We start from the raw sequence: 24809 nt of genomic DNA, 5'->3' as shown, positions 1-24809 counted from the left end.
CGATTTATGTATTTCAACTTGTTAGACCAAGCTTTCGACATTAACTGAGTCCTATATTCATAATAAGTTTAATTTCGAATTACTACAATCCTTTTCCGTAAAAATATTAGGCCAAAAGACCCATTTGTTCATCATTTCGAACCAATTGGGTCGAATCCTGACGAAAACCTCTACCGTTTAAATTATATAAGGTTCAATCGGATTCCTCCTTATTTCGCTCTCTTTCAAAATTCAACCCTTGTGGTAAAATTGGTATGTCTTGGTATCCATTGTGGGAACGATAGGACATAATAACTTCAGCTTGCCATTGTAGGAGGAATGATTGGATTGGAGAAAAGACCTTTTGGACAGACAGGGGCACATTTCCCACTATTAAGTTTTGGCGCCCAACGTATTGTAGATGAACATAACTGCACGGAGGAACAGGCGATTCAGATTGTGAATCGTGCCCTCGATGAGGGAATTACTTACTTCGACACAGCGCCTAGCTATTCTAAAGGGCAATCGGAAGAGCGTTTAGGTAAAGCACTAGCTCTGCATAATCGCAGGGACGAGGTATGGATTGCAACCAAGACCAATGACCGTACGCGGGACGGTTCCTTGCGACTTCTCGAAGACAGCTTGAAGCGTCTGCAGACGGATCACGTCGAAGAGTGGCGTCTACATAATATTATGAAAATGGAAGAGCTCGATCAGTGTTTGGCCAAAGGAGGCGCACTCGAAGCTTTAATTGAAGCGAAGGAACAAGGGATGATCAAGCATATCTCGATCAGTGGTCATACGAATCCTCAGGTGCAGCTCGAAGCGATTGACCGCTATCCGTTCGATAGCGCACTTGTCGCACTGTCCGCAGCGGATCACCTTGTTTATAGCTTCGCCCATGAGTTCCTGCCCAAAGCCAATGAAAAGGGTATCGCGGTGATCGGCATGAAAGTCATGGCGTTGGGCAAATTGGCGCCGTGGTATGAGAAAGCTTTGCGCTACACATTGTCGTTGCCGATTTCTACGGCTATCGTTGGCATGGAGTCTATGGAGCAGCTAGAGCAGAATCTTGCGATAGCGAAAAACTTCAAGCCGATGACCGATCTCGAGCAGCTTGATTTCTTGAAGGAAATTATGCATCTGGCGAATCCGGATGTGCTGAAGTGGAAATCGACGGACTGGGTGTCCGGCGAGTGGTATGAGCGGTAGAAACAGCGAAAGAGGCTGTCTCAAAAGTCAGTTTTGACTTTTTGAAATAGCCTCTTTTTTCGTTAATGTCCGATGAGTACTAAACCTGCTTCCCTCATATAACTGGATTTTCTCCATCTATTTGAAGTGGCATTCTCGAATTTGAAAGATTAACTGTATTTCCTGTAGTTAAATCCCTTCGATTTACTCGTTTCTTCAAATTTCAGACAAATTAAATGTACTTTTTCCATCTAATGCTCAAAATACGTCAGATTCGATCGAATTAGCTGTAGTTTATACATCTAAACACGAATTGGCAGTCACACTGCGTTCACAAGCCTCCAACCAACCTCAACCCAGCCACAATCCAACCTCAATACTACGCCCAAGCTCAGTATGTGCCGAACATTTGATAAGCATCGCTTCACAGTAGACTACTCTTTAGAATCGTAGAAGAAATGCTCCGCCTTCCATTGCTCCCCTAATTGGAGAATGCCATACGAGTAGCGAGGCTGTCTTCTTTTATCCGTAGGTGAACCTGGATTGAACATGATCGTCCCTTGAACATTTTGGAGAAACGGGATGTGTGAATGTCCAAAAATCACCATCTCTGGCCGATCAGCCTCGAACGCTTCACGTGCTCTTTCTTCGGTCGTTTTCCGGAAACCATCCCCATGGATAAGACCTATTCGGAAATTACCGAAGGTTAATAGTTTCTTTTTCCCAAACCTCTCCACAATGTCATCACCGTCGTTATTGCCAGCAACTGACTCACAAGGTGCAATCTGCTCGACAAGCTCGATGACATGCTCACTCACCCAATCACCTGCATGAATAATCAGATCGACACCTTGTAAGCCTGCTATAAGCGCATCAGGCAACTTCGTGGCACGGTAGGATAAATGCGTATCTGCTATCACACCTATTCGCATCACCTTTCACTCCTTCCAATATCAACTAGTCGTTAAGAATATACTAGTCAGGAAAAAGTAGGAATGCAAATACGTGTTTTAGCGCGAGACTCTAACCAGCAAATTTACTGTGTAACCACAGCATCATCAAAGCTTGCCGTCGAGGAAGCCATGCGGTAACCGATTTTGCCTGTACTCAGCTCCGTTGTTCCATTTGTCCAAGTAATAAGCTGCGTATTATTGACCGTTCCATCAATCGTATTGCCCGTTACCTTCACCTTGAGTTCGTACCATGTGTTGATACTTGAACTAAAGGAAGTGCTTGTTAGCAAGGTCATAGTCCCGCTTACCTTTTTATACAAATCAAGAGAATTCGTACTGTTGTTGATACGCAGCATATAGTAATTGTTTGCATCTGTGACACGGAAAAGCAGTCCTGCGTTGGCATAAGCGTTATTTAACTTCACTTTCGTGGAATACGTGTAATTCGTCCAAGCACTACCTGCAAAGGCAAGAGCCTCACCTGTTATCAAAGATTGATTGAACACTTTGCTACCATCTGTGATTACGCCCCATGGCTGGCGAACCAGTCTGCAGTTTGTAACCATTCACTCCTGTTAAACCCGCCTGTTCCAGGGCTAACTAGTAATGGGTTGGACGTAAGCTTATGTGCATCACTTGGCTCCGAACCGGGATGATTGCCGTAGAAAACGTTATAATCAAACACAGTATTCGTACCACTGCCATAAGAATATCCGCCGCTGCCTAGGTTATAGAAGATGTTATTTTTAAAAGAAGTATTACTCGCGTACCCTCCCCAATCGTTGATTAATAAAATATTAGTGCCCGCTCCCGCGCCAACATAGATCGTATTGTTATAGATGCTCGTATTCGTAACTGGACCAGCCAATTGAAAAATACGTGTGCCATCGTTCTGACTGATGTTATAACGGACAATGGTGCCATTATTGAAATTACTTGTACCGTTATTACAAATCAGCACGAAGCCGCCTTCATTGTCATGGCTATAGTTATACTGAATAATCGTTCGATTAGAGACATAGTCCGAGTCAAATCCTTGACCATCCAAGCTTCCATGCGTGCTATACGCTTCGTTGTATTGTACGAGCGCATCGTCCGTATTGAACGGCCAGATGGCAACTCCCTCAGCGCCGGAACGCATATTGGCATGATGAACGACATTGTATTGAATGACAGGAGCCGAGCTTACCCCGAACCAGAATGCCATCACGCCCGATATCGTATACCGTATTATACTGAATAAGCACGTTGGTGAAACCCGACCACGGTCCGGAATCGACCATGCCGCCCCGATTCATCCAGCGGGAATGCGTCTGAATACCCGTTGAATCCACCGTGTACACGGTATTTCCTTCGATTTTAACATCGTTCCATTTGGTAGATACAGAAGTTCCTAATGCCTGTACAGCGATGCCGCCGTTTTTCTTATCGGTATTAATTCCGTTTACATCGTGAACGGTGAGATTAGAAATATGGATGTAGTTGGCTGTTCCATAATCCGAGGCTACCACGTTGACGCCTAAACGTTTGGCAGCAGTTGTCCCTTTATTCGTCACTTCCAGGTTCATAATTTCCCAGTACTCTTGATTGTACAAATAGACGGCCGATCCACCGCTGCCATCCGCATTCATCGTAAGCCCATTACCGTTAATGAGCGGTTTACTTCCGCTGCCGTAGCTTGAGAGGGTAATTGGGCTGCCAGACACGCCAGAACCCTTCGGATAAAGCTGTCCGGTCCAAGTACCTCCGGATTTAAATAAGATCTGATCGCCAGCCACGAACGTTGTCGCATTAACCTTGGTCAAGCTTTTCCAAGCAGTTGCCGTGCTTTTCCCATCTCCGCTGTCATCAGGTCTCGAAGAATCTACATAATAAATTGTACCCGCAGCCATAGCGGCTTTAGGCAAGGTTCCTAGGAAGGAAAGCAACATAAGTATGGCAGCGAAGATGGTAAATATTTTTTTGGCAGAATACATGAATCATTCCCCTTTACGTGTTAGTTCACAAATTTGATAACGCTCTCAATAGCCAGTTCGCCTAATGACGCTATGTCTATCATCAGGCAAGTCTCACTTTTTTACACGAATGCTGCTTCCTCACCTCCCTTCAATTCAGACGTTTTACAAATGGACAGAGATCGCCGAGTATAGCCGCTGAGCTATTTGCTCCATTCCAGCCTGAGAGGGATGCACCAAATCATGTGTTTGGTTCTCGGGATCCAACAGATCCCTGCCAGGAATACCAATAATCCCTGGATGATTACGCTTCAGGACCGCCTGTTGAACAATGTCACGAAACAGATCAGACTTGGGATCCCCTGCAGCATCCATGGCAAACCAGAACATATCCGTGACAAACAGTTTACGCTCGCCAAGCCCAGCAGCTAATCTTTCCAGAAAGATATTAACAGCTTGACGAAACACTTCAGCCGTCCAGTCGTAGACCACATTAATCCCAAGCTCAATGGTGGCGATATCCCAGCCTTCCAGTTCTATCAAATAATCAGCCAATTGCGGCTCGAGCTTTGCTCCACCAGCAAGACCAAAGTTACGCAACTCTGAACCAAGTAGTTGCGCCAGACGAAAGGCATACGTACCTGTAGGCGACCATGCTGAAGCTCCGTGAGTAATCGAAGAGCCGTAGGCTAGGTAGCCTTTACCAGGGACCGACAAGCTATAGGGCGGCTCTACTTCACCTTCGACAGAAGAGAGATACACCTTCCCTTGATAGGGAAGCACGAGGCGATACAGTTCCCTATCATAGGAGTTTTGCGGATGAATCCCCTCGATCTCTGGTCGCCGTTCATATTTCTTGATGACAATCTTGTTATATCCTGTATGCAAATAAAAAATCTCAGCCTGCAAACTACCGATGACAAGTGCTGCCATTGTTGTAATTGGGGTTTCAAGATGCGGCTCCCACCATAGCCCGACCTCTACCCTTTCGCCGATCATGCGGAATCGAATTTCGGAGCCCGCAGCACTCTGGGCGTTTCGCTGAGCAATTTCATTCAACGTTAGCCGCAGTTTCTCTGGAATCCGGCATAATCGCAGCCCTTTGATTTCGTCTTCCACCCATTCCGTTACATGGTGAAGTTCAACCTTTGCTTCCTTAAGCGGAAATAGCATCGTTGTCATCATATCGATCAACCCTTAACCCCAGACATCGTAACACCATGAACAAAATATTTTTGCGCGAAAATAAACAGAACAATCGTTGGCAGTACGGCTACAGCAGCTCCGGCCATTTGCAGCGCATAGTCAGCGCCCGCTTCGGTCTGGAAGTAGGATAAGCCTACCGTTAGCAACTGCTTCTTCATATCCGTTATGAACACAAATGGCGAAGCGAAATCGTTCCACGTCCATAAAAAGGTAAACAACACCATTGTGACAAGTGCCGGTTTAGCCAGTGGTAAAATGATCCGATAATACACTTTATAATGCGAACAACCATCGACAATGGCCGCTTCCGATATTTCTTTGGGAATACTGATGAAAAATTGTCTAAGCAAGAACAAGAAGAAGACATCAAAAGCTGCCGGTAAAATAATCGCCCAATGCGTATTGTTTAAATGAAGATACTTATATAACAAGAACCTCGCTACAATGGTCGTATCGGATGGAATCATCATCTTGGCGATCAAGATCATGAAAATAACATTTTTAAAGCGGAATTCCAGCCTTGCGAAGGCATAAGCCGCCATGGTCACGAGCAGCCCCCTTAACAGAAGAACGCCAAGCACGACTTTAATGGAGTTCAAATACCAGATGAAATAGGTTTTATGCTTGAAGATGGTTGCGAAATTGCCCATAAAGGGATCGCTGATCAGAAGAGAGGCCGGATGCTGCGTCATCTCAAGCGGTGTTTTCAGTGAAAAGGAAATCATAAACAGGAACGGGATGATCATCACAATGCCGATGAGAAGCATCACGTAGGTTAACACTAATTTCGGTTTTAATAATGTACCCATTTTTTTTGCCCCCTCCATTGGATGATCGTAATAACGAGAATAATGGCAAACAACAGAATCGCTTGAGCGGAAGCAAAGCTGTATTTGTTGTAAGCAAAGGCTTCTTCGTAAATATTCAAAGAAATAACACGCGACGAAGTACCTGGACCGCCATTCGTCAAGTTACGGAAAATCGCATAGTTCTGAAATGATCCAATAATATTCGTAATCACTAGGAAGAAAGTCGTTGGTGAAATCAAAGGCAATGTCACACTCATAAACTTCTTAAATCGCCCTGCCCCATCGAGTTCCGCAGATTCGTACAAATCTTTCGGTACCCCTTGTAACGCCGCTAAATACACAATGGTTGGAAAAGCGAGTGAATGCCAAACTTCAACGCCAGCAATCGTTGGCAGCGAGGTGTGAATGCCTCCCAACCAAAGCGGGGGATGTTCCACGCCTACAGCTACGAGCAGTTTGTTCACAACCCCATCATACGGATTAAGCAAAATGGAAAACACAATCGCGATCGCCACTATGTTCGTAACATACGGCAGCATAATCAACGTCCGTGCTAATGTTCTTAAGTGAAAAGTCGCATTAAATAGCATTGAGAGCAGCAACGCTGCAATAATTACGCCTGGCACATAACAAATCATGAATAGAAAGCTTCTTCCAAATGAACTTAATGCAATGGGATCCTTCAAAACAGCGATGTAGTTCGAAAGTCCGGCAAAGTGCAAGTCCGATAAGCTTTTAAAGCTGTTGTAATCTAATACGCTGATGACAAATGCGTAGAGGGTTGGCAGTAAATAAAAAAGTGCAAATCCTGCCACAAAAGGCGTGACAAACCAGAAAGCAACCTTTTCTTCGTTCGTAATCCGCAGCATGCTCCATTCTCCTCTTTGTAGGAAGGAGGACACCACCATGATGTCCTCCTCCGTCACTTCTCAATTATTGTTTGCTGGCCGCTTGAATCGCTTGGTCTTCTCTTTGTTTAATTGATTTAACGGCATCATCCACTGATTTCTGTCCGGCAAAGTACAACTCAGATTCCTGCATAATAATATTGCTATACTCACTCATCGCACTACCTAGCAATTTCTCTTGCGTGAAGCCTAGTCCATTATCAAGCAATGCTTTGCGAAGGTCATCTGCTGTCACACTGCCTTGTGATTTATCAGCGATATTTTTCAGTACCGCATTCATTTCGTCCTTGCTCAAATTTTTCTGTGCAGGGAATTCGCCTCTTTCTTTATAGCTATTCTCAGCAAAGAACGATAGGAAATCGAACGATTCTTTCGGATGTGCGGATTTTTTATTAATCGCAAGCGCCGAAGTAACCCCAATATTGTTATTGCCTTTGCCATCATCTGGTGTAGGAGGTTGAACGACGCCCCATTTCCAGTCACGCGGATATTTCTCGAAATTGTTTAATGAACCCAAGTACCACGTTCCGATGAAATGCATCGCATACTTGCCTTCTAAGAATCCAAGATTAGACAGCTTCTTCGTCTTAAACTCAATCCAGGACGGCTGAATTTTGTGAACAGCACTCAGATCGTTGTACCATTTAAGCGCATCTTTAAATGCAGGATCATCATAGTTGGAAGTTCCGTCCGCTTTATAACCTGACACATTTTTTTGTCTGGACTGCAAGTACAAGTAGTTATCAAACGTCAGCATGTAGGAGCCGTAGACACCTTTTTCCGGTTTCGTTAATTTTTTAGCCGTCTCAATGTACTGGCTCCACGTCCAGTTTCCAGTAGGGTACGGAACACCTGCTTCATCAAACAGCTTTTTGTTATAAAAGACAGCCCACATCGATAAATTCATTGGCAAGTAGTACACTTCATCCTTGTATTTCGTGAGTGAGTCCCCATATATTTTATCAATATCGTAATTAGCCTGTTTCGCTAAATCTTTCATCGGATACAAGAAATCTCTGGATGCATACTTATTCTGATCGATTGGATTCGAAAGGCCAATAATATCTGTCTTGTCACCAGAGAGCATGGCAATATCGATTTTCTTCATCGCTTCATCTAGTGTACCTGGCAATATATTAAGTTCCAGCTTGTTCCCCGTTTTGGTTTCCCATTGTTTTTTTAACTTATCGTTAGGCGTGCCATCTTCCCACTCCTTCTGACCCGCTGAAGTAATGAACATGGACAATGTTACAGGATCAGCCTTCTTCGGTGCAGTACTTGCAGAAGCTACCGCTCCTGTTTCTTTCTTCGTTGTGGTAGCGCTACCACATCCGCTCAAAAGGCTTAACCCGACGACCGACGACAAACTTATTAATGCCCAACTTCTCTTGAACCCCTGCATAAAAGCGCCTCCATTTTTGTGTATGCCACATGTTTTGTCTTGCTACGAGTTTCATTCTAGGGGGAATACGGATTAAAAAATAGGGGATGGATTTTGGATTAGGTTTGATCTTTTTGACAGTTGCCGATTTCGATCGGAAGTTCTTCGAAGTTCCTTTACATGAAAAGAATGCGTGATTATTATAGAGTCAAAGGAGTGAGTCCGATGAACGATACCTATAAAATGATGATTGTTGACGATGAATTCGAGATTCGGGAAGGCCTAAACTCCTTTTATTGGGAACGCTTTCAATTCCAGGTAATTGGCCTAGCCGCCAACGGCAAGCAAGCGCTCGACCTGATGCAGCGAAATGATGTGGATATTGTTCTTACGGATATCAAGATGCCCGTTATGGATGGCATCGAGCTCAGTAGAGCCATTTCCGTGCATTATCCGCATGTCAAAATTGTTATTTTGTCTGGATATAAAGAATTTACATACGCGCGAGATGCCCTTCAAGCAGGCGTCTCCGAATATTTGTTGAAACCCGTGGATTTGAAGCACCTCAGTGAAAGTATGATGAAGTTAAAGCTTCTATTGGATACCGAACGGCAATCGTCGTTAAAGCTGCAATCCTATGAGAACCAGTTGGCGAACAGCCTGCCTGCTGCCAGAGATCACTTTTTCCAGTCATTCATCCAAGACCTCTTACCTGAATATCATGAGGCCAAAGAAAAAATGAGCTTATTGGAAATTGAAATGAACGCTACGTATTATTGTTGCGCAGCTGTGAAGTTCGAATCCAATGAGCATCCTGACGCTAGTCTACCTGATGCCAATAAGTTTACGAAGGCTATTACAATTATTGAACGCCATCTCGATGCAGGTCAATGTCATAGTTATACGCTTAAGAAAAAAGCTGGTGAACTAGCCGTCTTTCTGAATCTGAACGCGACATCCGTTCCGCCACGTCGATCCCTTTCCTTGCTTTTTGAGCAAATTATCTCCTCCATTGAACAGGAGACTGGTTGTCGATCCATTATAGGCCTAGGTGAAGTTTATCCGAGTTTGCTCTCTTTCCCGGATTCCTACAAGCAGGCGAGAAGCGTCATGGAACGAAACATTTTCTGGGAACGCAGCGGATTGTTTCATTGGGATCCTGCGAACGAGCTTCAAGTGGAACGCAAAGAATATCCATACCCCTATCTCTTAGAAACCAAATTTCTCGATGCGGTACTGGAAGGCAATCGCGACAATAGCTCTCTGCATTTCCAACAATTTTGGGACACCTGCGGCCTAGACTCTGAACGCGCGGAGCTCCCTCTCGTCCTCAGATACTTGACGCCGCTCTTCACGATGCTAGAACGAAGGTTGGATCTACATGGTGCTTCCTTTGAAGCGATGGCAAATCTCCATATGCCTTTCAGCGAATTTATTGAACAATTTCAGACCTTATCTCAGTTGAAAATGGCGTTGGATCGCTTAATTTCAGACATTACGCTGCAAATCAAAAAATTAAATGACGTCGTGCAAACGACTTCGCATTCGGCAGTCCAGCAAGTGAAAAAATATATCGAAGAGCATTGCAGCGAAAAAATCACCTTAAATCAAATGGCGGAGCTCGTTTATCTCAATCCCAGCTATTTCAGCATTCAATTTAAAAAAGAAACAGGCATTAACTTTATCGACTATTTAAAAAATTGCCGAATGGAAAAAGCCAAAGAATTACTGCGCCGCATCGATCTCAAAGTGTATGAAATCGGTGAATTAGTCGGCTATCAAGACCGTAAGTATTTCGCTACAACGTTCAAAAGTTACACGAAACTAACACCGCTCGAGTACCGTCAATCCTTCATCACATATTGAAAGCGGTGTCTACATGGAAAGTTTGAAGTTGTTTCTCAAAAGCTTTCTCTATAATCATTCGATTCGCAAGAAGCTTCTGTTCTGTTCGGTACTACTCACACTGACGCTAGCCACAACCTTTTATTGGTTATCTGAAGCCTTCGTGAGTCGGCTTATCGTGCAAGAAAAAGCGGAATACCAGGTGAATGAATTTAAGCAAACAGCCAATTACTTCAAATCCCTCTTTGCAGATCTGGATGCGAATACGAACAAGTTGGTAAACACAGCATTGGTACAAACAGCCGTCAATGAGCCGTTCCAGCAAAACGATTTCATCCAAATCGGACAACGGGTTCAGCGATTGACGAGCGAAATAAATGACACATTACTTTATCATGATTATATCGACAAAATCATGATTTTGGGTAAAAACAATCTAGTCTTTCTGTATGAATATGATAATGGCGGCAAATACGCGGGAACCGATTTCAAGTTTACACATTGGCTGAATGAAAGCGCGGCTTATCTTTATAAACAGCAAGAAGGTGTTCCGTTTTATTACAATGCCTTGGGTGCATCTCTCACCAATGGCTTCGACGAACGGGCGTTAGCTAATATGCTTGATCATCGCATTGCCTATTACCGTCCCATCCGGCTAGAAAATGAAACGATTGGCACGATGGTAGTGACGTTTAATATTCCTGAGTTTGCGAAGGAAGTATTTTATAGCTCTGATGTTGATGAGACACTTCAATTGCTGACCAATCAACACTTGCCGATTTGGAGCAACAAGCCTATCAGCTTAGATAGAGAAGACTTCTCTTCCTCCCTGCAATCCGATGATACTTCTTATAAAATCATTAAAAAAAATGGAAGTAACGTGCTGGTTACCCACTTTCAGCTACCCTCCTATCCGTTTGAACTCATGAGTGAATTTCCTATCGCATCGATCTTAACAAGCAAGGATGGAACGCACTCTTACCTATTCTTTTTCGGTCTGGGATCGCTAGTATTTGTTATGATCTTGTCATTCTGGTTTGCCGGGACGTTATCTAAACCGTTGTTTGAATTAACACAAGGATTATCCGCTGGATTTGCTGCAATGAACGAACGCGCGCCACTAGAACCACGCATCATTTTTCCTAATTATCGTGTACGTTCCAAGTTAATTGCTTATTTTGTCCTAACAACCTTTGTGCCCAACTTGCTGTTTGTCCTGTTGCTGACTTACGTTCACTATGACAACTATCAAAATAAGGTGATGCAGCTGACGGAAAGCACGATACAACAAGTTAAACGGAATATCAATTACAGTCTGAAGAACTACGACAGATTAACGCAACAGTTAATCTATCATCCTGAAGTCCAACAAACGATGCGAAAATCAGAAACGACTTCTTTACAACCAACTGATAACATGATGCTAGAGCTTCAATTTGGTAACATCAAACAGCGGAAAAGGGAGTTTCTATCCATGGAACTTTACAATCAAACCCGCGAGCGAATCTATACAGGCATGTATGCAGGCACCGTTCCGATATCGAAGACCGATCCGCGGATCTTTGAGAAGCTGGATCATAGCTCAGGTGAGTTGCTGCTCATCGGTACCTATCGCAATTTGTATATGACTCCGGTACTCACATTTGCCAGAAAAATTAGCTCTTCCAGCGAATCCAATCTCGGATCTAAGCTCGGGTATATGATTGTCAATGTGGAACAGGACATGCTGAACAATATCTTCCGAACGATCCGTATCGGAGACTCTGGTTATTTCTTTCTGATGGATGCGAACGGCACCATACTATCGCATGATAACGACGAGCTCACCTCACATGTGCTTACGAAGGAAGATCCTCTCGTAACTGAGATGATGCAGCAGATGAGTGGTTCCTATTTCAAAAACGACAGAAATAAAAGGTATATGGTCTTCTACGACACCGCGTCCTACTTTGGCGTAAAGATGGTTGGCATTGTCCCTTCAGACGAATTGAAGAAAAAGGTGTTGACTCTGGTCTGGTACAGCGCAGCTTTCTTCGCTTTATTCGGAATTCTGATTATGCTTATCGCAACACTGATCTCTAGTCTAATTAGCAAACCGCTGCGGAAGCTGCAGAACTTGATGCATGAAGTGAATGAGGGCAACTTTGAAGCAAGGATGAATCACAAAGGCCGAGACGAAATTGCCAGTCTAGCCCGCCATTTTAACAATATGATTAAACGCTTGAACGAGTTAATTACCGAAAATTATCAATCGAAAATTCGCGAGAAGGAGCTCCTGTTCCTGGAGAAAGAAGCCCAGCTCCATGCCTTGCAACAGCAAATTAATCCGCACTTCTTATACAACACGCTGGAGTCGATTAAATGGATGGCCTTCCGACAGGGTGCAGGTGAAATCGTTGAAATGACAACTGCACTGGGGCAATTTTTCCGAGGAAGCATTAGCAAAAAAAGTGGCTTAGTTCGCATGTCTGAAGAGCTGGACCACCTAGAACAGTACTTACGGATTCAAAAAATTAGAGCAAAAAATCGTTTCATTGTGATTTGGGATGTCTCTGACGCGCTACAATCTTCCTTAACGGTCAAATTGATTTTGCAGCCAATCGTAGAAAACGCCATTGTACATGGCCTGGATACGATAGAATCAGACGGTTTGCTGATGATCAAGGGGTATCTCGATGGAAGCCATGTGCATATCGAAATTCTCGATAATGGCGCGGGGATGAGCGCGGAACAATTACAACATTTACGAATGATCGAAGAGGAACAACGGGAGACTAACGATTCCGGCATTGGATTGATCAATGTGTTCCAGCGATTGCATTTGTATTTCAATGACAGCTTTACCTGGGACATCGACAGTCAGCTAGGCAGAGGAACACTTGTGCGTCTCCACTTGCCCTTGCTTTCTGAAGATGAAGGGTAACTAACCTTTATACCAAGCAAGCAAGCAAACAGCCGCCCCACGATACGTGGGGCGGCTGTTTGTGCATGCGCTGCTAATCCAATTGACGTACTTGCACGCCTTTATCACGAATGCGCTCGAGCGCATCCTTGCTTGTCATGCGATCCGTAATGACATGTTGAATCTCCGACCAATCCGCAACTTGTGTTAAAGCCTGCATGCCGAATTTACTATGGTCAGCGAGCAGATAGGTTTCGTCTGCAATGCTGATCATTTTGCGCTTAATCAACGCTTGCAGCTCATTCGATTCGCTGATACCGCGCTGCACGTGAACCCCTTTGCATGAAAGGAACAGCTTGTGCGCATGGTACATATCCAAGGATCGCTCCGATAAGGGGCCTACGTAGGATAAAGACTTCGGAGAAAGCAAGCCGCCGGTTGAAATGACTTGAATTTTCTCTTTGCCGCTTACCTCCAAGGCAACTTTCATCGAGTTAGTGATGATGGTAATCGCCATATCGGGAATCATTTTCGCCATATACCAAGCCGTGGTACTCGCATCGAGAATGATGCGGTCCCCCTCCTGAATATGTGAAACAGCTTCCTTCGCAATGCTATTCTTAAAATCCGCATGAGCCGTCTCCCGCTCCATGAAAGGAACTTCGGTCTGCGCTTCCTTCACACTCACCGCACCGCCATGGCTGCGCATAAGCTTGCCTTCGGCTTCTAAGCGATCCAAGTCACGTCGAATTGTTTCTTCCGTGACCTGACATAACTCACTTAACTCGGTCACACGGATGCTTCCTCTTTCATTAACCAATTGAACGATTCTCTGCCATCTTTCTGCTACCAGCATCGTTACCCCTCATTTCACCGTCGATCGGGAGGCCACCTGACAGAAAACTGCATACGCCGCCTGCCAACCCGCCTCATCCTGAGGATGATACGTCTTGACTGGGAACGAATTCCGAATCAGCTTCCTGGCTTCGCGCAAATTCGCGATATACCCTAGTGCTATCCATTGTACTACAAGGTTTCCTAAGGCACTACCCTCAACTGGACCCGCCCACACTTCACGCTGTGTAGCGCTCGCTGTGAACTGACACAGCAGCTCATTCTGGATGCCGCCGCCAACGATGTGAAGTCCGCGGTAGGTCTTGCCCGAAAGCTGCTCTGTACGCTCCAAAATGAAGCGATATTTCAGTGATAAGCTTTCCATGATGCAGCGCACGATTTCACCATCGGTCTGAGGCACAGTCTGCTGGGTGTCACGACAATATTGCTGAATTTGCTTAGGCATATGAGCAGGGTTAAGGAACATATCATCATCCGGATCGATGAAGAATTGGAATGGCTTCACGGTTTCCGCTTGTTTCACAAGCTCAGCAAAGCTGGCCATTTTGCCTTCTTTTTCCCATGCGCGTTTGCATTCCTGAATCAGCCATAGCCCCATGATGTTCTTCAACAAGCGATTCGTGCCATAAACGCCGCCTTCATTCGTGAAGTTCCACGCTAAGGCTTGTTCCGTGAGCACCGGCTTCTCCGTTTCAGTTCCCAGCAACGACCATGTCCCGCAGCTTAGAAAGGCAAAATCATCATCAAGCGCAGGCACGGCAACAACCGCAGATGCGGTATCGTGCTCGCCAACGGCGATAACAGGAATAGAAGGAACATCCAGTTCTTTACAAACAGCTGGGCTTAGTGATCCAACTCGAGTCCCCGAAGCGACTGGCGGCAAGAATATGTCTCCTGGAAGACGTAATTGCTCGATCAGTGCCGTGTCCCACGTGAAGCTCGTTGCATTAAACAACTGCGTCGTCGTGGCATTCGTGAATTCGCTATGTTTTTCACCTGTTAGGAAATAGCGAAGCAGGTCTGGAATCATGAGAAACGTCGCCGCGCGGTCAAGTAGCTCAGGATTGTTTTTTTGAAGGGTATAGAGCTGGAAAATGGAGTTGAATTGCAAAAACTGCAGCCCTGTTAGCGTATACAGCTTTTCGCGTCCGACGATATCCATGACTTCGCTCATGATGCCGTCCGTATGGTGATCCCGATAATGGTAGGGATTCCCCAACAGCTCGCCATTCGCTGCCAACAGTCCGAAATCTACTGCCCAAGAATCAATCGCTAAGCTTTCGATATTCGCATAGCCTAGATGCTTGGTTTGTAAAATGCCTTGCTTCAACTCATGAAGCAACCGCAAAATGTCCCAGTGAAGGTGGTTACCCACCTGCACTGGATCATTGGAGAAGCGGTGAATTTCCTCGATCGTGATCCGGCCCGCTTCAGAATCAAGACGTCCGACGATCGCTCTGCCGCTGCTTGCTCCCAAATCAAAGGCTAGAACTGTCGAAGAAGTACTCACCAGCTTGCACCGCCTTTGCCACGCGCGTTAATTTTCTCGTCATAACCGCTTGCCAAGTAAGCCTTCATTGGGTCAACAGGCACACCGATTTCCTCACGTACTGCTTGAAGCAGAGGCGTTACATCAAATTCAAATGCTTTACGAACCGCATCCTCAGCGCCAAGAACATCTTGATTGTCTTGTGCAGCACGAACTTCTTCAAGGTTAATCAGAAGCGCTTTTGCGTATTGCGTTTGTACGTTAAGTACAGAACGAAGCATCGCTGGGATTTTACGCTCAATGTTATGACTTTGGTCGATCATGTAGGCAATATTGTCAGATGCTTTACGAATTAGTGGATTCTTGTCGTTCGCTGCATCAATGATTTGATAGAAAATCAGGAACAATTCATACGGATTCACTGAACCTACGATCAGATCGTCATCGCCGTATTTACGGGAGTTGAAGTGGAATCCACCTAATTTATTTTCATCCAACAAGTACGTTACGATGTGCTCAATGTTCGTTCCTTGCGGGTGATGTCCTGTATCGACAAGAACTTCTGCTTGCGGACCCAATTTGTTCGCCAAATTGAACGCCATACCCCAATCAGCTAGATCTGTATGATAGAACGCAGGCTCATAGAACTTGTATTCGATCAACATGCGCATGCTAGGGGACATGGCATTGTACATTTCTTTCAGGGACTCATACATCCATGCTTTACGAGCGCGGATATCCACTTGTCCTGGGTAGTTGGAGCCGTCAGCGAACCACAAGCTCAACACGTCGGAGCCTACTGTTTTGGCGATGTCTACGCACTCCAACAGGTGGTCCGTTGCTTTACGGCGAATCGCAGCGTTCGAGTTCGTTACACTTCCGAAGATGTAATCATCTTCTTGGAAAAGGTTCGGGTTCACCGCACCGATGGAAACGCCTAGATCAGACGCGTGCTGCTTCAACTTTGCGTAGTCATCTACTTTATCCCATGGAATGTGGATCGCAACCGACGGGCAAACACCCGTCAGTTTGTGCACTTGCGCCGCATCTTCGAATTTCTCGAAGGGATTACGCGGTACGCCTGTTTGTTTGTAGACTTTGAAACGTGTTCCTGAGTCTCCGTAACCCCATGAAGGCGTCTCAACTTTCAATGCTTTCAGCTTCGCTTTTACTGCAGCAATATCAATGCCTCTCAGGGCTTGTTGTTCTTCGAATAATGCGTAGGCTTTGTCGCTCATCGGTTTATTGCCTCCTATTAGATGAATTAGCGCGTGAAGGCAGCAGGTACGCCACCATCAACAGTGATCATGCAACCAGTTGTTTTAGCTGCTTTGGATGATGCGAAGTACACGATAGCTTCTGCAACGTCTTTCGGGAAAATGTTTACAAGCAACGTCGTTCTCTTACGGTAGTGCTCTTCCAACTGATCCGGTTCGATTCCGTAGGCAGCCGCACGCTCATTGCGCCAGCCGGAGTTCCAAATCGCGGAACCTTGAAGAATGGCATCTGGCAATACGGAGTTTACGCGGATACCGAATTCGCCGCCTTCTGCTGCGATACAACGTGCCAAGTGAATTTCTGCTGCTTTTGCAGTCGAGTATGCGGAAGCATTTTTCCCAGCAAATACGGAGTTTTTGGAGCCGACGAATACCATGCTGCCGCCAACTTTTTGTGTTTTCATAATTTTAAATGCTTCTCTAGCAACAAGGAAATACCCTGTGCTAAGGACGTTCATGTTCAGGTTCCACTCTTTAAGCGATGTTTCGTCAAAAGGACTGGAAGTCGCAAGACCTGCGTTGTTCACGATAATATCGATTCCGCCGTAGCTAAGAATGGACTCGCGGAACGCTGCAATTACTTCTTCTTCTTTCGTTACGTCCATGCGAACAGCAATCGCTCTGTTTTCGCCATATTGGTCGTTAAGTTCTGCTGCCAGTTTCTGTGCACCTTCAAGGTTCAAGTCAGCAAGCACAACGTGTGCGCCATCTTTGAGGAATTGACGAGCTGTTACGCTTCCGATTCCGCCCGCGCCGCCAGTGATGAAGGCAATTTGACGAGAGAACTCAGCTTCTGCAGGAGCAAGTGTTAATTTATAAAGTTCAAGAGGCCAGTACTCAACATTGTAGGATTCGTTTTCGCTTAAGGATACGAACGTTCCAAGCGCTGTAGCGCCTCTCATAACGGAGATTGCACGGTGGTAAAGCGCGCCGCTAATTTGTGCCATTGCCCAGCTTTTACCTGTGTTGATCATCCCGATTCCTGGAATAAGGATAACACGTGGAGCCGCTTCGTTGATAACGTCGCCTTCATTTTTGTTACGGTCAAAATAGGCTTTGTACTCTTCTTTGTATGCTTCGATTCCGGCTTTAAGTGCTTCAGTCAAGGAAGCTGCATCACCTGTTGTCGGATTCCAGTCGATATATAGAGGCTTCATTTTCGTATGAACAAGGTGATCCGGGCAAGCTGCACCAACTTGGGAAAGAACAGCAGCATCGCGGCTATTTACAAATTGAAGTACATCGTCTGCACTGTCAATCGTGAGGATCATTTTCTTCTCGTTGCTTACAGCACCGCGTACGACCGGAAGAACTTGAGCCAATAGTTCGCTGCGAGCTTCTACGCTAAGAGATTCATATTTGGATCCGCCATATAGGTTCGCTTCGTTCACGCGAGCTTCGATGAAGCTTGCTGCTTCATTAATGATAGCGATTGTTTTCAAGTAGCTCTCTTCAGACGTTTCACCCCAAGTTACTAGACCATGTTTCTCCATAAGGACAAGCTCAGCTTTTGGATTGTTGCGAACGCCATCTGCGATCATTTTGGAAAGTGTAAAGCCAGGACGTACATAAGGTACCCATACGAAACGATCGCCATAAATTTCTTTCGCAAGCTCACGTCCATTATGTGCGCAGCAGAGTGAGATAATCGCATCTGGATGTGTGTGGTCAACGTTTTTGAATGGTAAGAACGCATGTAGAAGTGTCTCGATGGAAGCACGCGGGTGCTTGCTGTCGATCATACAATTCGCAAGATAAGCAACCATTTCTTCATCAGACATTTCGTCACGCTCGATCAAAGGACGGATATCTTCCATACGAAGACCTGTAAAATTCTTTGCTTTCATCGTTCCAAGGTCAGAACCGCTGCCTTTAACCCACATCACTTCAACATCGCGACCACGGAAATCTTTCTCGATCGTTTTGTAAGAAGTATTGCCGCCGCCCCAGTTACATACAGCGCGATCCGTGCCTAATAAATTAGAACGATATACAATTTCTTCTACACCTTTCGATACTGCATTCGCTTTTGAAGCTTCCCATAAATTCGCAACCATTTAAGTACCCTCCTAAGTTTTACATCCCATGTGTATGTGTTTGTTTTTGATGGTTTTATCTTAACACATCTTTGTTTATTTTTGAATAATTATTTTTATGTTTGTTTTATGGAGAAGAAAACACAGATTCGTCCGTCTTTTGTGTATAAAAATGAAAGGTTGGCTAGTTTAGAAGGAGGGTTTCGGGAATAAACTGAGAGCAACGGGCAACATTACCTGTGATAATCTGCGAATGTGTGGGTTTTCTTCTGAATTTGATAACGACGCTCCAGCTGAGTAATAACTGGAAAAACTACAGCTAATACCGGGGAAATCACCTTTTGTTTCACATTAACTGGATAACCTACAGCTATATTCAGCTGAAATCGTTGATTCAGGTAAAAAGCTAACTATTAACTACATTTTTTCCATTTAATTTAATTTTTTCAACTAAAATGCTGAATTCAACTGTATGTTTTCCATTTATTAGGGAGGGGACCGCTGGGGGCGCCCTTCGGTATCCGTTGAGTAACAAAAAGGTGAATTGAGGGGAAAGTTCGATATTTGTTGACTAGCTAGATGTATGGAGGCAAGTTTGATGGTTGTTGAGTAGCTATGTGTAAGGGGAAAGTTTGATATTTGTTGAGTAGCTATGGTGTAAGGGGGCAAGTTTGAGGTTTATTGAGTAACTAGGGTGTAAGGGACATGTTTGATGGATTGTAGAGTAGCTACTATTGGGCATAGAGACAAGTTGCTACTCTTTGAATAGCTATGGTGTCGGGGGATGCCCGGCGAATAGCTATTTCTATATATCATCATCGAACTGCCACTTATCTCCGCCACTGACTGAATCTCCAGTCATGTCATCCTGCATGTCACCGCCGTAATCTCCGTGCTCGTCCTCGGCCACATTTTGCAAATCGAAAGCGTTGATCGTTATGATCGGATAGGTATGATGCGCGGCGATTTGAGCCGCCTGCAATTTCATAAACTTCGGCGAGCCTTCTGTCTCTTCATCATAAACAAGCAAAATGCCGTCAGAGTTTCGTAGGAGGAACTTGTCCCTCTCCTTGAACTGCCAAGGCCCCTCATATTTGGTCTTCGTTACACTGTTCACGTAATTCGCACGCTGCATGACACTTGCATAGCAGCTTTTCTTGTCATCACTCCACTTCTCTTCCTGCTCTAGAAAAGGAGTAATCACTGCAAGCTTAATTTCTGGATGCGTGCTCTCTCTCAGTTCAAGCACTGCCTCCGCTGCCCATAGCTCCACGCCCCATTGACCACTGACGACAACCCATTCAAGCCCGTCATCTAACAAGGCGATAAGCCGTTTTTGAATTGCTTTTTTGATAATCGGAATGCCTGGATGCTTCAATGAGAAAATACCGAGTTCATTCGCTTTGTACCCAGTAATCAGCACTCGTTTCATATGAACTCACCTCCTTGTTGATCATCCTAACAGGTTAGCATAGTTAGATCGAATTAGGAAGAAGTGCAGACTTCAATCATTTATATGTTAGATTATATGACATATTCGTTAATTTTCACACAATAGGACAATTTATTGATTGATTATATCAAAATAATGATTGAAATTTCAAACTAATTAAGTTATTCTGTTCTCAACACACAAATGTACGTTAACTAACCTAACACAAATAGAGGAGCGGAGAGAAAATGAATATTGCACTCGTTGCGCATGATGTTTACAAAAACTTGCTCGTAGACTTTGTCATAGCTTATAAGCATATTTTCCAAAAGCACCAACTCTATGCTACAGGTACGACAGGAAGAAGAATTAGTGAAGCCGCAAAGCTCGATGTCATTCGCTTGCGCTCAGGCCCATTTGGCGGGGATCAGCAAATCGGTGCGATGATTGCGATGGATGATATTGATTTACTTATCTTTTTCCGCGATCCCATCTCTGCATTAGGACATGAACCCGATATTACAGCACTCCTTCGCCTCTGTGATGTGCAGCAGATCCCTCTCGCAACCAATCTTGGAACAGCAGAAATGCTGATTAGAGCCATGGAAAACGGCTTCCTCTCTTGGCGCGAAGAAATACGCAAATATGATTCTCCACGATTGAATGGTACGGATAACAAATAAGACTACCTGAAATTATATGAAATTATAGTAGAATCTACTGCCATCTACCTTTCAAAATAAGATAATATTCCAACAAACTAGCCTGTCGACCGAGCCAATCCTCTATGATTTGCATATCTTACTATCATCTCTCTTGAAAGGATGATAGACATATGGCAAAGATCAAGCAAGGATCGGCAGCCCCGTTCAATTCAGACATCGCCACATCATTTCTGGAAGAACAACAGGTGTCATTCGTCTTGGCGTCGTAGTTGGACACAAATTGATAATTGAGAGCATCGTCCGTCAAAGTGTAAAATAAATGACAAAAAAGACTACTGAACCCTGTTCAGTAGTCTTTCTATTAATACTTACAGATTTTTAACCAGCCATGGGTACGCCTGACTCCCATTAACCTCGTGAACACCTTCATAGAGATGAACGCCCAATCGCTCAGATGCTCCCGCCAACGCATACTCCCGCTCCAAGTAGGAAACGGCTGCTTCCACACCATCAATAGGAAAAATCGGATCTTGTTTACCTGATGCAATGAACAATGGACGCGGTGCAAGCAAACCGATTAATTCAGGAAGTTCCGCGAAGTCGAGCGCGCCAGGCAGATAGTTATCGATACAATGCCGCACGCCCATAATACTGCGCTTAAATGTATTGGTGAACGCGCACAGGACCGAGGCCTGGATGCGCTCATCTATTACTGCCGTGTAAGCGGCAAGTAAACCGCCACCCGAGAACCCAAAACAACCGATTCGACTCGCATCTACCTCTTCGCGTGACACGAGGTAATCTAACACTCGTCTCACTTCTTGCACACGAACACCAGCTAGAGAGATCCCATATAGCATAAGATGAGAAGCAAGCATCTGACAGGAAGAGTTCCCCACTTGTCCATCCTTCTGGTCATCTTCCAATCGCCGATCACCGAACCCTAGAATTTCAGGGACAACGACGACGAAGCCGCGCCTCACCAACTCTAGCGCATAGTTGCCATGAAGATCCCATTCCCCCGTATGCTCAGTACCATCAGCGTTCAAGCCTACGATCTGCCTGCTCCCATAGCCATGACCATGAAGTGCAAGCACGGCAGCACGTTTAGGAGAATCGCCTTTTGGCAACAACACATACACAGGGACACGAAAGCCCCAGAAAGTACTGATTTCAATTCGTTCTCGGATATGATCCCCTAGCTCGACACGATCAAGAAGAACAGGACGAAGTTCGTCCTGTTCTTCCATGGTCACCGCTAAGGAGTCCGCCAAGCGCTTTTTCATATGAGCTTTCGCATGTTCAGCCCATTCCGTACGACTCTGCTCGCGTTTCAACTCGAAAGTGCGATAGAGATGTTCCATACTCGCGTCAGGACTCCACATCTAGCTCAACCTCCGTCATAGGTTAAAATTTCACAAGTTTATCTACAGCAACTGGTTGCCCCGTACGCAATGAAATATTGCCGGCAATACCCGTAAGAATGGACATCGCTCCGTCAACATGGGATGCCGCGCGGTTGAATCGATCTTCCGATGGCTTGTCGAAAATATCTTTCAACAGAACTGGATCGCCACCACCGTGGCCGCCAACACCTTCTTCAATTTCAACTTCATAAGGTGCCGCAAACATCGGGAATACCGTAATCGTTTTCGCTTTCAACGCACCCTCATCCGCTTTATCGCCACCGGAATTCACGTATGATTTCTCAACAACTTTCATTTCAATACGGCCTTTGCTGCCGTTAATGTTCACATTAAAGCCTTCCCACGGCAAGTACGCATTCAAGGAGTACGTTAGAATCGCTTTATTTTTGTAGCGAACCATCACACCCATCGTGTCTTCAATGGAGATCCCATCACCAAACACGCTCTGATCACGCTGATAACCATCCTCATGCTCCGCATCCAAATATAGACCTTTCAGATGTGCATTCTTATCCAATTGAAGTCCAAATGGGTCTTCTTTCGCGTATTCATTTCCAGTTGCACGTTGGTAGAACTTCGTTTCGCCGCGTTTCTCTGCGTTGGCCTTACCATAGAACATCAGATCCCCCATAGCAAAAACCGTCTCAGGCTGCGTCCCTAACCAGAAGTTAACCAAGTCAAAGTGATGCGTTGACTTATGCACAAGCAACCCGCCGCCATTGCGTTTATCGCGGTGCCATCTGCGGAAATAGTCAGCTCCATGCTCTGTATTGAGCAACCATTCGAAATGAACGGAGTGGACATCACCAATCGTTCCATCCATAATTAACTCACGAATTTTCGTATTGTGCGGTGCATAACGATAGTTAAACGTAACACGAAGCTGGCGGCCCGTACGTTTAATCGCATCCAAGATTTCTTGGCATTTCTCTTCATCAACCGTCATCGGTTTCTCCGAAATGACATCACAACCTAGTTCCATCGCTTTAATGATGTACGTATGGTGGGTACGATCCACTGTTGTTACGATGATCGCATCCGGCTTCTCATTACGGATCATTTCTTCGAATTGATCGGCTTTATACGTAGGAACAGCATGATACTCATACTTGTTAGCAAGTAAGTCATTCGTAAAGTTCATGCGCGTTTGGTTAATATCACAAATGGCAACAAGCTCGGATGTATCTCGGAAATCCTTCACCATGGAGCCATAGAAGAATTCAGCTCGTCCACCAGTTCCTACAATCGCATAACGTGTTTTCATCAGTTAATGCCCCTCTCGATTACAAAGTATTTCATCTCTTATAGCAAGATTAATACAATATTTGTTGTGTTTCTATTCAAATATTACCCGATGCCTTTATTTCCTTGCATATATTGCTGTAAAATAGAGAGGCACAACCTAACTTAGAGAGGTGTCTATGTTGTTTCATTACGAGATTGAAAGAATTCGCAGAGAGCAGCCCTACACAATGCTAGTGAATCATTTCCATGACCATTACGAAATTTATTATTTACTCAGCGGTAAACGCAATTATTTCATTCAAGACCGCGTCTATGCCATGCAAGAGGGTGATCTAGTATTTATAGATAAACATACACTCCACAAAACGCTTGATGCCAATGATCGTCCGCACGAGCGCATCTTAATCAATTTCGAAGAACGCTGGCTCGCTATGAAAGATGATGAAACTTATGCGATTGCGCTATCTCCTTTTCGTCCAAAGCATTATATCGTCTCCCTTTCCGGCGCAAATCGCACACTCGTTGAGAATTTGCTCTTCAGTTTATTGCGAGAAAAACAGCAAGAGCAACTCGGTTGGGAGCTGAATAGCAAAGCCTTACTTACACAGTTGCTCATATTCTGCTCGCGACTCATGGACCAGCCCGGGACGTTAGTTGAGCATCCCCAGGCTTATAACCCGAAGATTTTCGAAATCGTCACCTATATCAATGAACACTTCAATGAACGACTGACACTGGCACTCATCTCTGAAAAGTTCCATATTAGTCCGAGTTACTTTTGCCGCTCCTTCAAGGATACAATTGGCTTCTCGTTCGTCGAGTATTTGAACAACCTGCGTATTCGTGAGGCGCAACGCTTATTAAGGGAAACGAAACTCAAAGTGATCCACATTGCCGAGCAAGCAGGCTTTGACAGCGTCGCTCACTTTGGACGTGTATTCAAGCAGGTTACGTCGCAGACCCCATTGGAATGCCGGAAGATGATGCATCTGAGTCTGTGAGGACTTCCATTTCACTTCTTCATTGTTGTGAAGGGGAAGTTTCGCTTTTCAATCCGTTACCAGGAATTTGAAATTAGCTGGAAAATGTACATCTATTTCGGAGGAATTATCACGATTTTAGGATTTAAATGGAAAACATGTAGTTAAATTCTAGGAAATTAGGTCATTTTGGCTAAACTCGCTAAATTAACTACATGAAATCCATCTAATCGAAGTTTTCGCGAAATTGAGGTGAAATTAGCTGTTGAAAATC

At 44.8% G+C, this 24809-nt stretch carries 20 protein-coding genes; 5 read left to right on the top strand and 15 right to left on the bottom strand.

The window, feature by feature from the left end:
* Positions 1-318 precede the first annotated feature (318 nt).
* Positions 319-1191, top strand: coding sequence for an aldo/keto reductase (locus AB4114_RS07955; protein ID WP_441987975.1), 873 nt, complete (start codon positions 319-321; stop codon positions 1189-1191).
* 413 nt (positions 1192-1604) lie between these two features.
* On the opposite strand, the gene AB4114_RS07950 is transcribed toward AB4114_RS07955, so the two are convergent.
* From AB4114_RS07950 to AB4114_RS07915, 8 genes are all read right to left on the bottom strand, one after another.
* Positions 1605-2102, bottom strand: coding sequence for a metallophosphoesterase family protein (locus tag AB4114_RS07950; protein WP_441987974.1), 498 nt, complete (start codon positions 2100-2102; stop codon positions 1605-1607).
* A 104-nt stretch (positions 2103-2206) separates the two neighbouring features.
* The gene (locus AB4114_RS07945; protein WP_441987973.1) at positions 2207-2629 is read right to left on the bottom strand and encodes a family 16 glycoside hydrolase; all 423 of its coding nucleotides are present in this window, start codon (positions 2627-2629) and stop codon (positions 2207-2209) included.
* Positions 2630-2646: 17 nt separating this feature from the next.
* A complete protein-coding gene (locus AB4114_RS07940; protein WP_441987972.1) occupies positions 2647-3330 on the bottom strand; it encodes a hypothetical protein in 684 nt (227 codons plus the stop codon).
* Entirely contained in the window at positions 3248-4099 is an 852-nt protein-coding gene (locus tag AB4114_RS07935; RefSeq protein ID WP_441987971.1) for a hypothetical protein, read from the bottom strand. The genes AB4114_RS07940 and AB4114_RS07935 overlap by 83 nt, the downstream gene beginning before the upstream one ends.
* 144 nt (positions 4100-4243) lie before the next feature.
* Positions 4244-5263 carry an SGNH/GDSL hydrolase family protein gene (locus AB4114_RS07930; protein WP_441987970.1) on the bottom strand — a complete coding sequence of 340 codons (1020 nt, stop codon included), beginning with the start codon at positions 5261-5263 and terminating at the stop codon, positions 4244-4246.
* Positions 5264-5268: 5 nt separating this feature from the next.
* On the bottom strand, positions 5269-6093 hold the full coding sequence (locus tag AB4114_RS07925; RefSeq protein ID WP_441987969.1) for a carbohydrate ABC transporter permease: 825 nt from the start codon (positions 6091-6093) through the stop codon (positions 5269-5271).
* Positions 6078-6962, bottom strand: a complete 885-nt coding sequence (locus AB4114_RS07920) for a carbohydrate ABC transporter permease (protein WP_441987968.1) — start codon at positions 6960-6962, stop codon at positions 6078-6080. The genes AB4114_RS07925 and AB4114_RS07920 overlap by 16 nt, the downstream gene beginning before the upstream one ends.
* Positions 6963-7026: 64 nt before the next feature.
* A complete protein-coding gene (locus AB4114_RS07915; RefSeq protein ID WP_441987967.1) occupies positions 7027-8403 on the bottom strand; it encodes an ABC transporter substrate-binding protein in 1377 nt (458 codons plus the stop codon).
* A 204-nt stretch (positions 8404-8607) separates the two neighbouring features.
* Here AB4114_RS07915 and AB4114_RS07910 point away from each other — a divergent pair, with 204 nt between their 5' ends.
* Positions 8608-10248: a response regulator gene (locus AB4114_RS07910; RefSeq protein ID WP_441987966.1), complete on the top strand. Its 1641-nt coding sequence runs from the start codon at positions 8608-8610 to the stop codon at positions 10246-10248.
* Between the two features lie 13 nt (positions 10249-10261).
* A complete protein-coding gene (locus AB4114_RS07905) occupies positions 10262-13150 on the top strand; it encodes a sensor histidine kinase (protein ID WP_441987965.1) in 2889 nt (962 codons plus the stop codon).
* A gap of 73 nt (positions 13151-13223) precedes the next feature.
* Here the strand turns inward: AB4114_RS07905 and AB4114_RS07900 are convergent, their stop codons facing one another.
* The 5 genes from AB4114_RS07900 to AB4114_RS07880 all read right to left on the bottom strand — a co-directional run bounded on the left by AB4114_RS07900 (position 13224) and on the right by AB4114_RS07880 (position 20218).
* The gene (locus tag AB4114_RS07900) at positions 13224-13985 is read right to left on the bottom strand and encodes a DeoR/GlpR family DNA-binding transcription regulator (protein WP_171633916.1); all 762 of its coding nucleotides are present in this window, start codon (positions 13983-13985) and stop codon (positions 13224-13226) included.
* A 9-nt stretch (positions 13986-13994) separates the two neighbouring features.
* Positions 13995-15497 carry a rhamnulokinase gene (rhaB, locus tag AB4114_RS07895; protein WP_441988147.1) on the bottom strand — a complete coding sequence of 501 codons (1503 nt, stop codon included), beginning with the start codon at positions 15495-15497 and terminating at the stop codon, positions 13995-13997.
* On the bottom strand, positions 15491-16711 hold the full coding sequence (gene rhaI / locus AB4114_RS07890; protein WP_441987964.1) for an L-rhamnose isomerase: 1221 nt from the start codon (positions 16709-16711) through the stop codon (positions 15491-15493). Before rhaI ends, rhaB begins: the two co-directional genes overlap by 7 nt.
* A 26-nt stretch (positions 16712-16737) precedes the next feature.
* On the bottom strand, positions 16738-18807 hold the full coding sequence (locus AB4114_RS07885; RefSeq protein ID WP_441987963.1) for a bifunctional aldolase/short-chain dehydrogenase: 2070 nt from the start codon (positions 18805-18807) through the stop codon (positions 16738-16740).
* Between the two features lie 784 nt (positions 18808-19591).
* Positions 19592-20218, bottom strand: a complete 627-nt coding sequence (locus AB4114_RS07880; protein ID WP_441987962.1) for a DUF1273 domain-containing protein — start codon at positions 20216-20218, stop codon at positions 19592-19594.
* A gap of 248 nt (positions 20219-20466) precedes the next feature.
* Here AB4114_RS07880 and AB4114_RS07875 point away from each other — a divergent pair, with 248 nt between their 5' ends.
* Entirely contained in the window at positions 20467-20901 is a 435-nt protein-coding gene (locus AB4114_RS07875) for a methylglyoxal synthase (RefSeq protein ID WP_441987961.1), read from the top strand.
* A 350-nt stretch (positions 20902-21251) separates the two neighbouring features.
* Here AB4114_RS07875 and AB4114_RS07870 read toward each other — a convergent pair whose 3' ends face one another.
* Both AB4114_RS07870 and AB4114_RS07865 read right to left on the bottom strand, forming a co-directional pair.
* On the bottom strand, positions 21252-22268 hold the full coding sequence (locus tag AB4114_RS07870; protein WP_441987960.1) for a dienelactone hydrolase family protein: 1017 nt from the start codon (positions 22266-22268) through the stop codon (positions 21252-21254).
* A 22-nt stretch (positions 22269-22290) separates the two neighbouring features.
* Entirely contained in the window at positions 22291-23577 is a 1287-nt protein-coding gene (locus AB4114_RS07865; protein WP_441988146.1) for a Gfo/Idh/MocA family oxidoreductase, read from the bottom strand.
* Between the two features lie 154 nt (positions 23578-23731).
* Between AB4114_RS07865 and AB4114_RS07860 the strand changes: the two genes are divergently transcribed.
* The gene (locus tag AB4114_RS07860; protein ID WP_441987959.1) at positions 23732-24556 is read left to right on the top strand and encodes a helix-turn-helix domain-containing protein; all 825 of its coding nucleotides are present in this window, start codon (positions 23732-23734) and stop codon (positions 24554-24556) included.
* The last annotated feature ends 253 nt before the right edge of the window (positions 24557-24809 follow it).

It is taken from the genome of Paenibacillus sp. 2RAB27, assembly GCF_052115445.1.
Taxonomy (GTDB): domain Bacteria; phylum Bacillota; class Bacilli; order Paenibacillales; family NBRC-103111; genus Paenibacillus_E.
Note: the sequence above shows the minus strand (reverse complement) of the source record. Positions and strands in the feature narration are given on the sequence as shown.

What these genes read in the sequence shown, in the direction of transcription:
- AB4114_RS07955 (WP_441987975.1), top strand. Translation starts at nt 319, where the DNA reads ATGATTGGATTGGAGAAAAGACCTTTTGGACAGACAGGGGCACATTTC.
- AB4114_RS07950 (WP_441987974.1), bottom strand. Translation starts at nt 2,102, where the DNA reads ATGCGAATAGGTGTGATAGCAGATACGCATTTATCCTACCGTGCCACG.
- AB4114_RS07940 (WP_441987972.1), bottom strand. Translation starts at nt 3,330, where the DNA reads ATGGCATTCTGGTTCGGGGTAAGCTCGGCTCCTGTCATTCAATACAAT.
- AB4114_RS07935 (WP_441987971.1), bottom strand. Translation starts at nt 4,099, where the DNA reads ATGTATTCTGCCAAAAAAATATTTACCATCTTCGCTGCCATACTTATG.
- AB4114_RS07930 (WP_441987970.1), bottom strand. Translation starts at nt 5,263, where the DNA reads ATGATGACAACGATGCTATTTCCGCTTAAGGAAGCAAAGGTTGAACTT.
- AB4114_RS07925 (WP_441987969.1), bottom strand. Translation starts at nt 6,093, where the DNA reads ATGGGTACATTATTAAAACCGAAATTAGTGTTAACCTACGTGATGCTT.
- AB4114_RS07920 (WP_441987968.1), bottom strand. Translation starts at nt 6,962, where the DNA reads ATGCTGCGGATTACGAACGAAGAAAAGGTTGCTTTCTGGTTTGTCACG.
- AB4114_RS07915 (WP_441987967.1), bottom strand. Translation starts at nt 8,403, where the DNA reads ATGCAGGGGTTCAAGAGAAGTTGGGCATTAATAAGTTTGTCGTCGGTC.
- AB4114_RS07910 (WP_441987966.1), top strand. Translation starts at nt 8,608, where the DNA reads ATGAACGATACCTATAAAATGATGATTGTTGACGATGAATTCGAGATT.
- AB4114_RS07905 (WP_441987965.1), top strand. Translation starts at nt 10,262, where the DNA reads ATGGAAAGTTTGAAGTTGTTTCTCAAAAGCTTTCTCTATAATCATTCG.
- AB4114_RS07900 (WP_171633916.1), bottom strand. Translation starts at nt 13,985, where the DNA reads ATGCTGGTAGCAGAAAGATGGCAGAGAATCGTTCAATTGGTTAATGAA.
- rhaI (WP_441987964.1), bottom strand. Translation starts at nt 16,711, where the DNA reads ATGAGCGACAAAGCCTACGCATTATTCGAAGAACAACAAGCCCTGAGA.
- AB4114_RS07885 (WP_441987963.1), bottom strand. Translation starts at nt 18,807, where the DNA reads ATGGTTGCGAATTTATGGGAAGCTTCAAAAGCGAATGCAGTATCGAAA.
- AB4114_RS07880 (WP_441987962.1), bottom strand. Translation starts at nt 20,218, where the DNA reads ATGAAACGAGTGCTGATTACTGGGTACAAAGCGAATGAACTCGGTATT.
- AB4114_RS07875 (WP_441987961.1), top strand. Translation starts at nt 20,467, where the DNA reads ATGAATATTGCACTCGTTGCGCATGATGTTTACAAAAACTTGCTCGTA.
- AB4114_RS07870 (WP_441987960.1), bottom strand. Translation starts at nt 22,268, where the DNA reads ATGTGGAGTCCTGACGCGAGTATGGAACATCTCTATCGCACTTTCGAG.
- AB4114_RS07860 (WP_441987959.1), top strand. Translation starts at nt 23,732, where the DNA reads ATGTTGTTTCATTACGAGATTGAAAGAATTCGCAGAGAGCAGCCCTAC.